14 protein-coding genes are annotated in these 13,058 nt (G+C 64.0%); 7 read left to right on the top strand and 7 right to left on the bottom strand.

All coding sequences use genetic code 11. The features are described from left to right. Positions 1 to 21 precede the first annotated feature (21 nt). From LWC34_RS19415 to LWC34_RS19390, 6 genes are all read left to right on the top strand, one after another. On the top strand, positions 22 to 345 hold the full coding sequence (locus LWC34_RS19415) for a rhodanese-like domain-containing protein (RefSeq protein ID WP_233728758.1): 324 nt from the start codon (positions 22 to 24) through the stop codon (positions 343 to 345). A gap of 2 nt (positions 346 to 347) precedes the next feature. After that, on the top strand, positions 348 to 1,277 hold the full coding sequence (locus LWC34_RS19410) for a DUF4328 domain-containing protein (protein WP_233726593.1): 930 nt from the start codon (positions 348 to 350) through the stop codon (positions 1,275 to 1,277). A gap of 35 nt (positions 1,278 to 1,312) precedes the next feature. Then, entirely contained in the window at positions 1,313 to 1,816 is a 504-nt protein-coding gene (locus tag LWC34_RS19405; protein WP_233726592.1) for a SigE family RNA polymerase sigma factor, read from the top strand. Further along, complete coding sequence (locus tag LWC34_RS19400) at positions 1,816 to 2,706, top strand: hypothetical protein (RefSeq protein ID WP_233726591.1); 891 nt, start codon at positions 1,816 to 1,818, stop codon at positions 2,704 to 2,706. The genes LWC34_RS19405 and LWC34_RS19400 overlap by 1 nt, the downstream gene beginning before the upstream one ends. 469 nt (positions 2,707 to 3,175) lie before the next feature. Continuing rightward, complete coding sequence (locus tag LWC34_RS19395; RefSeq protein ID WP_308200107.1) at positions 3,176 to 3,778, top strand: hypothetical protein; 603 nt, start codon at positions 3,176 to 3,178, stop codon at positions 3,776 to 3,778. After that, positions 3,775 to 4,485, top strand: coding sequence for a fibronectin type III domain-containing protein (locus LWC34_RS19390; RefSeq protein ID WP_233726590.1), 711 nt, complete (start codon positions 3,775 to 3,777; stop codon positions 4,483 to 4,485). Before LWC34_RS19395 ends, LWC34_RS19390 begins: the two co-directional genes overlap by 4 nt. A gap of 4 nt (positions 4,486 to 4,489) precedes the next feature. Here LWC34_RS19390 and LWC34_RS19385 read toward each other — a convergent pair whose 3' ends face one another. Further along, the gene (locus LWC34_RS19385) at positions 4,490 to 5,653 is read right to left on the bottom strand and encodes a M14 family metallopeptidase (RefSeq protein ID WP_233726589.1); all 1,164 of its coding nucleotides are present in this window, start codon (positions 5,651 to 5,653) and stop codon (positions 4,490 to 4,492) included. A gap of 38 nt (positions 5,654 to 5,691) precedes the next feature. Here LWC34_RS19385 and LWC34_RS19380 point away from each other — a divergent pair, with 38 nt between their 5' ends. After that, on the top strand, positions 5,692 to 6,264 hold the full coding sequence (locus LWC34_RS19380) for a TetR/AcrR family transcriptional regulator (protein ID WP_233726588.1): 573 nt from the start codon (positions 5,692 to 5,694) through the stop codon (positions 6,262 to 6,264). On the opposite strand, the gene LWC34_RS19375 is transcribed toward LWC34_RS19380, so the two are convergent. The 6 genes from LWC34_RS19375 to LWC34_RS19350 form a co-directional block, all read right to left on the bottom strand. Beyond that, positions 6,223 to 7,506 (bottom strand): ABC transporter substrate-binding protein, encoded by a 1,284-nt coding sequence (locus LWC34_RS19375; RefSeq protein WP_233726587.1) that lies wholly within the window; start codon positions 7,504 to 7,506, stop codon positions 6,223 to 6,225. The genes LWC34_RS19380 and LWC34_RS19375 overlap by 42 nt on opposite strands. A gap of 12 nt (positions 7,507 to 7,518) precedes the next feature. Then, on the bottom strand, positions 7,519 to 8,610 hold the full coding sequence (locus LWC34_RS19370) for a branched-chain amino acid ABC transporter permease (protein WP_233726586.1): 1,092 nt from the start codon (positions 8,608 to 8,610) through the stop codon (positions 7,519 to 7,521). After that, positions 8,610 to 9,506, bottom strand: a complete 897-nt coding sequence (locus LWC34_RS19365; protein ID WP_233726585.1) for a branched-chain amino acid ABC transporter permease — start codon at positions 9,504 to 9,506, stop codon at positions 8,610 to 8,612. The genes LWC34_RS19370 and LWC34_RS19365 overlap by 1 nt, the downstream gene beginning before the upstream one ends. Before the next feature lie 82 nt (positions 9,507 to 9,588). Next, positions 9,589 to 11,385: an AMP-dependent synthetase/ligase gene (locus tag LWC34_RS19360; protein ID WP_233726584.1), complete on the bottom strand. Its 1,797-nt coding sequence runs from the start codon at positions 11,383 to 11,385 to the stop codon at positions 9,589 to 9,591. Then, positions 11,382 to 12,158: an ABC transporter ATP-binding protein gene (locus LWC34_RS19355; protein ID WP_233726583.1), complete on the bottom strand. Its 777-nt coding sequence runs from the start codon at positions 12,156 to 12,158 to the stop codon at positions 11,382 to 11,384. Before LWC34_RS19355 ends, LWC34_RS19360 begins: the two co-directional genes overlap by 4 nt. Then, entirely contained in the window at positions 12,146 to 12,928 is a 783-nt protein-coding gene (locus LWC34_RS19350; RefSeq protein WP_233726582.1) for an ABC transporter ATP-binding protein, read from the bottom strand. Before LWC34_RS19350 ends, LWC34_RS19355 begins: the two co-directional genes overlap by 13 nt. Positions 12,929 to 13,058 lie beyond the last annotated feature (130 nt).

Below are 13,058 nucleotides of genomic sequence, written 5' to 3'. Positions count from 1 at the left end.
GGCAGCATTCGGGGCGTGACTATGCCCAACGTGCCGTCCGTGACGGTGCAGGACGTACCGGCCGACGTGACCCTGCTCGACGTACGTGAGCAGGACGAATGGGACGCCGGTCACGCCCCGGAAGCGCTGCACATCCCGATGGGTGAGCTGGTCGAGCGGCTCGAAGAGCTGCCGAGTGACAAGGACGTGTACGTGATCTGCCGCAGCGGCGGCCGGTCCGCGCGCGTTACCGCGTACCTCAACGGCAACGGCTGGGACGCCACCAACGTCGACGGTGGCATGCAGTCCTGGCAGGCCGCGGGCAAGAACATGACCAGCGAGCAGGGCGAACCGGTGGTCATCTAGGCGTGCACCCGTACTACCAGGGCAGACCGCCCGCGCAGCAACCAGTCCGCTGGGTGGCCACCGTGCCACCCGGCGCGTACCAGCGCGGCCAAGGTGGCTACCGGCGCAAGCGGCCGTACACCGGTCCGCCCGCGTATCCGACGCCGCCAAGGTGGGGTTTCCCCAGCCTGGCGTGGCGTTGGCCAACGTCGGTTCCTGGCGCCCGGCCAGAGATGCCCGCGGCGGTCGACCGGGTCCGGTACATCGCCAAGCACGCCGTCGCGATGCTCTGGTTGCTCGCCGGTTTGGCCGTGCTCGCGACCGTCGCCGAGCTCTGGCGGTACATCTTGTTGCTGCAGAGCCGATTTGGGGCACTGAGCAGCACCACAGTGTCCGTTTCGGACACATTCGTCTACACAGGAGCGATCCTTGCCCTGGCCGTCGGTGCGATCGCGGTCGCGCTGACGATCTGGTGGCTTTACGTGGCCCGGCAAGCCGCGACGGAAGTATCGGGCTACCAACCCGGCCGTACGGACAAGCAGTTCTTCTGGGGCATGTTGATCCCAGGGATCAACCTCGCCGTCGCGGGATCGGTCTTCGCCGAGCTCGAACACGCCGCCCAGCGCGGCGAATCAACGGGTCGCCCAAAACCCGGCAAGCTGGTCCTGTGGTGGTGGGCCGTCTGGATCGTCGACGGCGTGCTGATGGCGGTCACGTTCATCTGGCGCTTCCGTGAAGGCGTGCAGGCCCACGCGGACGGGGTTGTACTGGCGGCGCTGACAGACCTGCTCGGTGCCGCGTTGGCCGTGCTCACGATCCTGCTGATCCGTCGGCTCGTGAAGTTGCTCGCGCCCATGGACACCGCGACACTGCGCCCAATGCGCGTGGTCAAAGTGACCGACGCCCCCGCACCACCCCTGCGCTCGACTCGCGCATTTGGCTCGTCTCGCTGATGCAACCCGCCGTTTCGTATCGGCGTTGAGACCCCGTGGCACGATTCGACAAGGAGTTCGCCGAGTTCTTCTCGGCACGCTTCGACTACGCCAGACGCACCGCGTACGCGATGTGTTACGACTGGGCCGAAGCGGAAGAGCTCGCGCAGAATGCTTTTGTGCGGCTGTATTCGCACTGGCCCCGGGTGGTCCACACCAACCCGGACGCGTACTTGCGAACTGTGGTCACCCGCTTGTTCCTGGATACCCGTCGTCGCGGCCGAAAGCGTGAGCACCTGGTCGCTGAACTCCCGGAACAGCTCTTTGTCGACAACCACGACGCGGCAGAGGACAGGCCAAGCCTCATCGCCGCACTGCAGAAGGTGCCGCCCAAACAGCGGGCGGTACTGGTTCTGCGGATAGTCCAGGACCTGTCGGTAGAGCAGGTAGCCGAAGCGCTGCGCTGTTCAACGGGCACGGTCAAAAGCCAGACCGCTCGCGGCCTCAAAACGCTGCGTGAGGCGTACGAGCAGGTCACGGCCGCTTCGAGGTGTGCATGATGCTGGACGACCAGCAGCTGAGAGAGGCGCTGCGAGTAGAGCTCAACAGCCAACCCGCGCCCACGGTGAAGACGGAACTGTCGGACATCATGCCGCGCGGCCTACGCCGCAGGCGATTCCGGCAAATCGGGTCGGTGGCTGCGGCAATGGCAGTCGTCGCGGGCGTTGGTGTCGTGGCAATGACCTTCGGCGGAAAGCCAAGCCTGGTCAACGAACCGGCACAGACCACTGACATCCCGTTGGTGGTTCCGAAGGACGTGAACTGGCGCAGAGCGGACCTGCCGACGAAGGCACCAGAGTTCACATTCAATCCACTCCCTGGAGTCGCTGGGCCGGGTCAGCCAGGGTGCAGCGGACCGCAGTCCTCGGATGAAGTGCGTCCCAGCTGGATCTTCCCCGAGTGGAACGCGACCACGAAGCTGGTCACGATCTTGCGGGAAGTGGCCGCGCCCGCCCAGATCGGCGAACCGCGACTCGAGGAAAGCCATACCGGAGTTCGTTACTACTTCGTGGACATCACAGACAGCGGCGGCGCTGGCAGCCTCATGCTCTCGACCGGCACGTTCGGTATCAGGCCGACAGCCATGGCGGATGCCACTGCCTTCAACGAAAGCAACTGTGAACCCCCCAAGCGTTTGGTCAGTTCACGGGGCGCGGTCGTCCAGATCTATCCGATCAAGCCGGGCGGAGAGGGATCAGCGTTCTATTCACTGTCCTTGTCGGTGTATCGGTCCGACGGTCGGGCCTACCAGCTGATCCTGCAGAACTACGGCACTCGCGACCTTGGCGAACCAGTTGGGGGCATGCGACCCATCGTTGGGCCGGGCAGGCCGACGTTGCCGTTGACCGAGTACCAGCTGTCGCGACTGGGCGAGGCCCTGATGGACTGAATGACCTCGCGGCACTGGGCGCCGGATGTCAAAAGGGGCAGCGTTTTCTTCCTCTGTCTACTTGTTCCGGCACCTGGAAAACTATTGCCAGGAATGCTGAACGGCATTCACAGAGTCCGGTTTCGACGGATACTGAACTGTTGATTTCGTTTACCGAGTAGACACTCCCGTCGGCGACAATTCGCCATGCCGCTGGCCCGTCCGTGCGGACGTACGGGCCAGTAAGGTGCGACGACTGTCGCATGTGGCACTGGTCTAACTGGCGGCGTTCGGCTGCGTCCAGGGAGTTCTCGTGGCCATACGTGATCGCGCCGAGTTGTGCAATATCTCCGACAGATGTCCGCCTTGTCCGGGAGAAATCGCCTACTTTCCCGGCGCTCGGTTTTTCGGCATCATCACCGCCACTCGTCCAGGCGGCATTTTCTCCGCACGGACAACGAATCCCTTGATCGCCTGTCGGAGGACACCTGTGGCAAAGAAGCCCGCTTATCTACTCGCCGCGCTCGCCATGGCGGGCAGTCTCGTACTCGCGGCACCAGCGGCCACCGCGCAGGAGGGCGGCGGTTCCTGGAAGAACTTCTCGAACAGCTTCAGTCCGCAGGAGCGGGGCTGCGGGAGCATCAGTGGCGACCGCTTCAGACTCACCTGCGGCAGCTCGAGCGGCGACCAACGCGCCGAACGCCGTTACAAGGAGTACTGCGGCGGGACCCACCAGTTCCAAGGTTCGTTCCGGATCAACACCATGAGCGGCGACAAGATCAGCCTGAAGCAGACGTTCGGCCCTTCGGATGCCGACTTCATGCTGGCCGTCACCAGCGGCCGCAGCCTCTACTCCGTTCGTAACGGGAAGAAGACGCTTCGCCCGGACAAGTTCGCGACCAACGGCCGCACGATCCGGGTGAACACCGTCTACTCGGGAGGAAAGCACCAGATCTGGATCAATGGCGGGACGCCGATCACGATCGGCGGCAACGGTGGTTGCCACTACGACAAGGTCGGCGCCTACCGCACCGAAAGCGGCAGGGCGGGGATCGACGTCAGCTGGACCGGAATCCATTTCTACACGCGATGATCAGGTACTTGGCGGCGGTGTCGCTCGTGGTGCTGGCCAGCTGCTCGGCCAGCCCCACGAGCGATGCCCCGAATACCCCGGCACCCGCGCGAACCGACCTCACGGCCAGTCTGACGTCGCCGCTCAATGTCGACCTCAGCTGGCATGTGGTGGACAAAAGCATTGCGGGACAAGTGATCGAGTACTCCGACCAGGAAAACGGCGAGTACATAATCCTGGACTACCTCCCGCCAGGGCAGACTTCGTACAAGCACGCTGACCTCATGCCGGAGACCAAGTTCTTCTACCGGGTCAGGGCGTACTACGGGACGCCGTCGCCCGCGGTCGAACTCACGCTGCCGCCCGGCGAGTCGGACGAGAACGCGGCGCAGGACTGGCTCGAACCCTCGACCAGGCCGGGCCCGGCCGCGTCCGCGTCCGCCCGTGATCCCCAGGGCGCGCCGACCGACTTCACCGTGACGATGGCGGATCGCAACGGCGTCAAGCTGACCTGGACCGACCGGACCACCGACGAGGAAGGCTTCTTCGTCGAGAGCAAACCGGCCGGTGCGGCGGACTTCCAGATCGCCGCGACGACCGAAGCGAACATCAACACCTATGGCCTGGCCACCCAGCCGACGGAGAAAAAGGCCACCTACCGGGTGGTTCCGTTCAAGTTCGGCGAGGCGAGCAACATCGCGGTGCAGACGACCGGAAAGGCGGCCTGAGCGGTTACGACCTCGCAGCCGTGAGGATCGCGCCGAGCTGAGTCCCTACCAGGCGGTCAAGCGGGATCGGTTGTGCCACAGCGCTTTCCTCGGCCAGCCAAGTCTCGAACAGCTCGGCATATGCCTGGCGCGCACGTCGGATGGTGGCTCGGTGGTTGCCAACCCCGAGCTCACCATCGAGGATCCGCAGTGCGGTCGTGCACGCGCGAAGCCGCAGCATGTGTGCGGTCTCGTGGAATCCGAACCGTTCCGCTGTGGTCGCTTCTCCTTCCGTTGCGTGCGTTCGCATAGCGCTCGCGATATGCACCGCTCTCGGTCGAAGGGCCGCGTAGGACCTCAGGAAAGGCGAGTCCTGTACGACAAAGTCGGCGATTGGCAGGTCAGGCATGCGGTCGATGTCCTCGATCATGTCCGCTGCTGTCGCAAGCACGTCCACGCGTTGCTCGCCTGAGCTCGCTGTGTCCGCGCTGCGTTCGTCCGACCACATTGGCACTTCAATGACCAGGCTGAACGTTCCGTACTGGCTCGCATAGTGCACGCTGGACATCCCGGGCACAGATTCCTGGCTGGGGAAGAGGAAAACGCCAGGCCGGATCTGTTGTGTCCCAGGCATTTCAGCCTCGCCGACATGCAGTGGAACGCCAGTCGGCAGGGTGGCGAGGGCGTCGGCCAGCCCAGGCCGGTCCTCGCTGACGTAGTAGAAAACGCCGCCGAGCTCGGCATTGTGCAGCGAGCACATCAGGTCAGGGCGGACCTCGTCGATCACCTTCCGCAGTGCTCGGGTCTCCGGCAGACCGTCAGGGAACGTCCATTCCACCTGTTCATCGAACGGCGGCCGATAGAAACCGTGCAGGTAACGCCTGCGATCGAGCGGCCCGGCGTACCAGCTTTCGTTCAACCGCGCGCCATCCGGATCCACGCAGCCGATGATGTGCCACGTGTGGCCAAGGTCGTTCTCGCTGACGGTTTCCGCCAGGGCCAGCACGGTCAGGAATCCGATTGGCTCGTTCGGATGCGGCCCGGCGAAGACCAGCGCGTTTCGTGGACCGTCGCCGATGCTGATCATCGTGATCGGTTCGCCGAGCCTCGACGTTCCGACCTCGCGCAGCTCGCTGTACTTCGCCAGACCGGCGCTCACATCGTCTGGACCTGGGAAACCAACGCTCACAGATAATGACATTATCCAGATAGTGCTATTATTTCAACGTGCCGAGCAGAGCTGAGACGCAGGAGCGCAACCGTCGCGCGCTGATCACTGCGGCGATCGATCTGATCGCCGCGCAGGGGTATCGGGCCGCGACCGTCGAGGCCATCGCGGCCAAGGCTGACCTGACGACCGGCGCCGTTTACTCCGCCTTCGGCGGCAAACGGGAGCTGTTCCTCGCGGCCATCCAGCACTGTCGGGCTGAGCAAGCGCTTGCGCTCAGCGGCAGAACCCCGGTTGAAGTGCTACGCAGCTTCGGCGCGGCGATGGCGGCCATCGGGTCCACATCGGACGCTCGAAGGCTGTTCCGGTTCGAACTCGAACTGGCGCCATTGGTGCTGCGCGACCAGGTGTTCGCCCAACGGCTCGACACCGACCCGATCGTCGACGCGCTCGCCGAAGCCCTTGGCGGTACAAGGGAAGCAGAGCGTGTGGCCATGTCGGCCGCCGCGCTCGCGCGTGGATTGCTGCAGCAGTGGTTGTTGCGCGACGCCGAGGTCGACGTCGCGCTTGTCACCAACGCGTGTGCTTCGCTAGCTGGTCTTCTTGAACTCGTAGGTCCGGGCGGCCTCTGAGGAAATGTTGTACTTCACGGTTTTCAGGCCGAACGGCTTCGTCGGGTCGACCGAGAACAACGTGCTCGACCGCGGCGGGTTGCGGGTTTCGGCGGCGCCGTACTGGTAGTCGTCGGTCAGGCCGTCGAACGACACCTTGCCGAGCTGGTTCATCGCGTTCATGATCCCGTCACGCGACAGATTGCCCAGCTCAACGGCCTTCTCCAACACGGCCGTCATCGCGCGGGCCTGGTTGTAGCCGAACGCCAGGTAGTAGTCCGGCTGCTGGCTCGGGCCGAACTGCGTGGTCCTGGCGACCAGGTCCTTCATGCCCGTGACCTTGTCGTCGCCCCACTCCGTGCCTTCGGCCACGATGATCGTGGTCTGCTGCAGGTATGGCGTGATCGGCGACTTGGACAACGCCGCCGCGTACGCGGGGGATTGGGCGTACCAGCGCGGCATGAATCGCGCCTGCGCGGCCGTGCCCCAGATCTTGCCCGCGTCGCTCGGGGTCGCGGTCAGGAACACCATCTGGCAGCCCGCACCGGCCAAGGCCTGGATCTGGCCGGTGAAGTTCTCCGTGCCGGTCTTGTACCGCTGGGTGTTGGCGATGGTGAAGCCGTACTTGCCCGCGGCGTACTGCAGGCCTTGCAGTCCGGCTTCGCCGTAGACGTCGTCCTGGATCATGTTGCAGATCTTGGAATCCTTGGTGCCGCCGCCCTCGGTCATGTAGTAGTCGATGGCGTTGATCACCTGGATCTGGTACGGCCCGCCGACCGGAAGCAGGTTCGGCTCACGCACCCACAGCGCGTCGAGCGATGCGGGCGCGGCCAGCATCTTGTCCGTCTTCAGCTGCGGCAACACCGCCAAAGTCGGTGCGGTGCCGAGGATCTGGGTGAACGCGACGACGTTGCCCTTCACCTTGTTGTACTGCTGGACGGTCACGTCCGGCCGGTACTGGGTGTCCTCCTGCACAAGCTCCACTTTGTACTTACCGGCCACGCCGCCGCGCTGGTTCAACGCGTCGAACCAGATCTTGTTGCCTGCGGTCAGCGGCAGCCCGATCACCGCGACCGGGCCGGAAAGCGGGGAAAGCACACCGAGTTTGATGGTGGTCCCGTCGAAACCGGTGGTGGACGGGGGTGCTCCGCCGGTACCGCCGGAGCCACCGCTGCCTTGGTCCCCGGCGCCACCGCAGGCGGTTACGACGAACATGGCTACGACCAGCATGGCGGCCAACGCCAGTGTGATGCGTCGATGCATGGTGACGGCCTCCTAATAAGAGAATGGCCAAGACTTGAAGTAAGCCTTGATCCGTAACCAGATCCCGGCGAGACCCCGTGGTTCGAGTACCAGGAAAAGCACGATCAAAACGCCGAAAATGGCCTGGTTCAACGCGAACACGCTGATGAACCCCTCGCCGCCGACACTCGTCTGCACGCCAGGAATGGCGTCACCGAACCGGTCGATCAACGCAGGCAGCGCGCCGACGAAGATAGCGCCGAGAATCGACCCGAACACCGTGCCAAGCCCGCCGACGATGACAATCGCGATGTACTGAATGGACATCAGCAGATTCCACTCGTCCGGACTGACAAACTGTTGATACGACCCAAACAACGCCCCGGCAACCGAAGCGATCGCACTGGAGATGACGAAGGCGCCGATCTTGTACCGCCCGGCCTGCACCCCGATGACCTCGGCAGCCTGGTCCCGATCGCGGACAGCCTGTAGCGCGCGCCCAGGCCGCGTCCTGACCAGATTCTTGACGAGCAAAGCGATGATCGCGACCAGCACCCAGACAAGCCAGAAATAGCCTTGGTTGCGTGAATACACCTCACCGGCGAGCTCGACGCGGTTGAAATCGATCGGCCCGAGGCTCACCTGGGAGTTGATGGATGTCCCGGAGTTTCCGCCGGTCAGACTCCGCCAGTTGCGCCACAGGTGCTCGCCGACGAATACCAGTCCAAGCGTGACAATGGCGAGATAATGGCCCCTGAGCCGCAACGCGAACGGCCCGATGACAGCACCGAGCAGACCGCCGGCCAAAGCCGCAACCGGCAACCACAGGAAAAGCGGAAGCTCACTGCCTGCCCAACCGGTGACATAAGCCCCGGCGCCGATGAAGAACGCATGGCCGAGCGAGATCTGTCCACAGTAGCCGGTCAGCAGGTTCAGCCCGATCGCGCCGACGGCCGTGATACCAACGTAGATCAGGACACTGAGCCAGAAATCGTCCTGCACGACCATGGGCAGCAGAACGAGTCCGACGAGCATGGCCGCGAGACCTGTCCTTGCCATCGGAGAGCCGAAAAGGCGCAGGTCCTGCCGGTAGTCCCGGACGAGATTGCGGTGTGGCTTTGCCATCAGACTCGCCTCACGTCCTTCGTCCCAAGTAGACCGTATGGTCGAATCAGCAGAATCACGATCATCAGCAGGTAGGGAACGATGATGGAGACGTTGTCCCCGGCCCACGAGAACAACTGGTCCTGGTAGCCGCGGGTCAACGCCTCAGCAAGCCCAATCACCAACCCACCGAGTACGGCGCCGGCGGGCGAATCCATCCCACCGACGATCATCGCCGGAAAAGCGGCCAAAGCGATGAACCCGATCGACGGACTCAACCCGCCCGGCCCCGCCGCCATCGCAATCCCAGCCAACGCGGCAAGAGCAGCGGCGATCGCCCACGACACCGCGTAGACCTTCTTGGCACTGATGCCCTGCGCCAAGGCGGCTTCGGGATCGAAGGCCGTCACCCGCATCGCCAATCCGAGCGGAGAGAATTTGAAGAACAGGAAGAACCCGACGACAACGGCCGCGGTGAGCCCGATCGTCCACAGGTCCTTCACGCCGAACACCAACCCGCCAACCTCGACGGTGTTGATGTTCCAGGGATTGCGGACCTGCAGGTTGTCGAACCCCCAGATCGCGGTGATCACCGGCTCGAGAATGAACAGCAGCCCGATGGTGATCATGATGACCGCGAAGGGCGGTTGCCCCACCATTCGCCTGAGCACAATCCGCTCGAAGCCAGCGCCCACCAGGGCCGCGGCCAGGCACGCCAGCAGGATCGCGATCCCGAAGGCGAGCACAAGGTTGTTGGAGAAGGTGTAGCCGAGGTACGCGCCGAGCGCGAGCAACCCGCCCTGCGCGAAGTTGATGACGCCGGTCGACTTGAAGATGACCACGAACCCAAGCGCCACCAAGGCATACGTTGAGCCCAGGGCCAACCCAGCGAAGCAGTTCTGCAAGAAGGCGGTCATACGGCAAACTCCCAGCGTGCTCCTCGTGAGTGGTTATGAGGGTTAGAACACGCATAACCACTCACGAGCTTTTCCTGGGCTTTCATTGGTACATCGCCTCGATCTCGGCGTGGAAGGCGCGTTCGATCGCTGTGCGCTTCACCTTTTGGGTTGCGGTCAACTCGCCGTCCTCGTGGTCGAGTTCCTTGGTGATCAGGACGAATCGCTTCACCTGTTCGACCTGTGACAGTTCCTTGTTGGCCGCACTGACCACATTTCTGATCAGCGCGTACACCTCTGGCTTGTCGGACAGGTCCGCGTAAGTCGTGTAAGCAAGGTCGCGGCGGGTTGCCCAGTTGCCGACGGTGTCGAGTTCGATTCCGATCAGCGCGGTCAGGTATTTGCGGCGGTCGCCGATCACCACGGCCTCACGCACGAAAGGCGAGACCTTGAGCAGGTTTTCGATTTCCGATGGTGAGATGTTCTTGCCACCGGCCGTGATGATGATGTCTCGCTTGCGGTCGGTGATGGTCAAGAAGCCGTCGTCGGACAGTTCACCGACGTCTCCGGTGTGCAGCCAGCCGTCCGCGTCCACGGTGTCGGCGGTAGCGGCGGGATCGTTGAGGTAGCCCTGGAAGACCCCGGAAGACCGCGTCAGGATCTCGCCGTCGGCGGCGATCTTCAGTTCCACGCCGGGCAAAGCGCGTCCGACCGTGCCAAGTCGGACGTCGCCAGGTGTGGTCAGGGTGCAGATCGCGGTGTTCTCGGTTTGTCCGTAGCCTTCAAGTACCGGGATTCCGATTGCCCACAGGAATTCCAGCACTCGCGGGGCGATCGGGGCGGCGCCGGAGATGGGCACGCGGACACGCGACATCCCGAGCTTCAGGCGCAATGCCCGGAACACCAGCAGCTCGCACAAACCAAGCACTAGTTTGTCCACGAGAGAAGTCCGCCCGGCCATCCGGCGTGGCGCGATCCGGGCACCCTGGGCAAGGCAAAGCCGGTAAACCGCACGTTTGAGCCACGAAGCGTCGCTCATCCGGATCTCGACCCCGGCCATCATCTTTTCCCAGACCCGCGGTACCCCAAGGAAAACCGTGGGCTGCACGTCCCGAAGGTCCTGGGGGAACGCATCGCCGCCCTCACCGAAGTTCACGGTCGACCCGGCCCACACGGCGTCGATCACCGAGATCAGTCGCTCGGCGACGTGACACAACGGCAGGTAACTCAGCACCTCATCGCGCATGCCTGCGCCGAGCGACGGGACGAAGGTCTTGGCCGAGGCGACCAAGTTGGCGTGTGAGATCAAAGCGCCCTTGGGCGGACCGGTCGTTCCCGATGTGTACACCAGGATCGCGGGCGATGACGGATCCAAAGCGGACACCGAGTCCGCGAACGAAGAATCCGATGAAGCCATCAGGTCCGCGAACGTCATGATCTTGTCGTGCCGCACCCCACGCGGATCGATCACCACGATGTGTTGCAACGCAGGCAGATCCGCGTGCACCGACAGCACCTTGTCCAGCTGCTCTTCATCCTCGGTGATCAGCACCGATACGGCCGCGTGCGCAAGCACATAGGAGATCTCAGAGGCAGGGGACGTCGGATAGATCCCCACGGTCACCGCGCCGAGCCCCTGAGCGGCAAGGTCGGCGATCACCCACTCAGGACGGTTCTCCGAGTGGATCGCGACCCTGGAACCAGGTTCCACGCCCAATGAACGCAAACCAGCAGCCACCCGCGCGACCTGAGCGGCGTACTCCGACCACGTTGTCTCACGCCACCGGCCCCAATGCTTGTGGCGCAAAGCAACGTCGCGCGGATGTGTAGAAGCCAGCTCCAGCAACCGAGCAGGCAGAGTTGATATGTCGACATTGGACTGCTGTAGTGTCGCACTCATGCCGCACCGCCCAAATATGCCTCGATGACCTGCGGATCGTCCTGCACCTGCGCCGGTGTCCCGGACGCGATCACCACACCGAAGTCCAACGCGAGCACTTGCGTGGCCAGGTCCATCACCAGCCGCATGTCGTGCTCGACCAGGATCATCGTCAGCGGCAGCTGCCTGCGTACCTCGGTCAGATACCGCGCCATGTCCTCGGTCTCTTCGAGGTTCATGCCAGCCACGGGCTCGTCCAGCAACAGCAGCGTCGGCTCCATCGCCAAAGCTCGGCCGAGTTCGGCGCGTTTCGCCACGCCGTAAGGCAACAAACCGGCGGGCATCCGGCGATATGACTCCAGCTCAAGCAGTTCGATGATCGACTCGACGGCCTCGCGATGCGCCAGTTCCTCGCGTTTCGCCCTGCCCCACCACAGCATCCCGGACACCATCCCGGTCCGCATCAGGTGATGACGCCCGAGCATCAGGTTGTCGATCAGACTCAGGTGCTCGAACAGCCCCAGGTTCTGAAACGTCCGCGCCACGCCCAAAGACGCGATCGCCGCGGGCGACCTGCCGGTCAGCGCCGTCCCGTCCAGCGTGATCGTGCCCTGCTGCGGCTTGTAGACACCGTTGAGACAGTTGAATATCGACGTTTTCCCGGCGCCGTTCGGCCCGATGATCGCGTAGAGCTCGCCCGCGCCGACGTCGAAGCTCACCCCGTCCAGCGCGGTCACGCCGCCGAACCGCAACACCAGGTCCCGCACCTCAAGTAAAGGCGTCAGGCGCTCCAACGCTTCCTCCTGCGGTAGCTCTTGATGTCAGCGAACGACCGCCGCTCGCCGGAACCCAGGTAGAACTCGCGGATGTCCTCGTCGGCAAGCAGATCCGCGGCCGGCCCGTCCTTGACGACCTTGCCGCTCTCCAGCACGTAGCCCGAGTTCGCGATCGCCAGCGCCATCACCGCGTTCTGCTCGATCAGCAGCACGCTCGTGCCCTGCTGGTTGATCTGCACGATGATGTCGCGGACCTGTTCGACCAGCCGTGGCGCCAACCCCAGCGACGGCTCGTCCAGCAGGAGCAGCCGAGGTGAGGCCATCAGCGCACGGCCGATCGCGAGCATTTGCTGCTCGCCGCCGGACAGGTACCCGGCGATGGATTTCCGGCGATTGGCCAGCACCGGGAACAGATCGAGCACGCGGGCGTAGGACTCTTTGACCTCGGCGCGCGATCGTCGCGTGTACGCACCGGCCCTGAGGTTCTCGTCCACCGTGATCTCGGCGAACACCCTGCGGCCTTCGAGCACCTGCGCGATGCCTTTGCGGACGATCTTGGCCGGGTCGGCGCCGGTGATGTCGTCGCCGTCGAGCCGGACCGTGCCCTTGGTGATCTTGCCGCGATGTGGGACGAGCAAGCCGGTGACCGCACGCAGCAACGTTGTCTTTCCCGCGCCGTTCGCGCCGAGCACCGCCACGATCGACCCGGCTGGCACTTCCAGGCTCAAGCCGCGTAAGACCAGGACAACGTCGTCGTAGACAACTTCCAGGTTGCTGACCGACAGCATCCGCGCCCTTCCTTTGCGACGGCGGCAAACCGGGCGTAGTGATCTAGATCACGACATATCGGAAGGTAGCTCCGTGGCTCTCGGCCGAGCAAGCATCAGGCCGAACCGTGACCTGACGCGTCGGTAGGTA

Source organism: Kibdelosporangium philippinense, assembly GCF_021390435.2.
Taxonomy (GTDB): Bacteria; Actinomycetota; Actinomycetes; order Mycobacteriales; family Pseudonocardiaceae; genus Kibdelosporangium; species Kibdelosporangium philippinense.
This window is presented reverse-complemented; position numbering and strand designations above follow the sequence as displayed.